The sequence below is a fragment of the Flagellimonas olearia genome (assembly GCF_009184425.1).
In the GTDB taxonomy this organism is placed as follows: domain Bacteria; phylum Bacteroidota; class Bacteroidia; order Flavobacteriales; family Flavobacteriaceae; genus Flagellimonas; species Flagellimonas olearia.
On record NZ_WELG01000068.1, the window covers coordinates 1 to 421 of the forward strand.

Here is a 421-nt window from a genome sequence, read left to right on the forward strand (position 1 = left end):
GGCCGTATGGTCTTGATTCTAGCGCAGAAGATTCCAGCGTATCTTCTGACTCCAGTGCTGAGGTAATTTTGCCTGCTGCGAAGATGGTTAAGGAAAGGTTTGATTCGATTGGAAATGGTATGCTCTCTTCACAAGAAGCAAGTCAGGCTGCCATAGATTTGATGCTACAGAATAACAAGCTGTTAGACAATAGAAAGCAACTATACAAATCTATTGCTATAATAATAGGAAGATTGCCCGAGAAAGACAAGAAGAGAGCTACCGAAATGCTCATGAGAAAAATGGATTGTACACAGTTATTAGTCCCACCAGCTCCAACGGAAGAAGATGTTATGAAGCTCGTAAGCGTCGTTACCCAATTGCTTACTTTAGTTCCACCAGATCGTCAAGCTGCTTTAATAGGTGATTTATTCATCCCGGA

General features: G+C 41.8%; 1 protein-coding gene. It reads left to right on the forward strand.

Going from position 1 to position 421, the window contains the following annotated elements; all coding sequences use genetic code 11:
• On the forward strand, positions 1-421 hold a 421-nt coding region (locus tag F8C76_RS19915; protein ID WP_170284071.1), incomplete at both ends, for a hypothetical protein.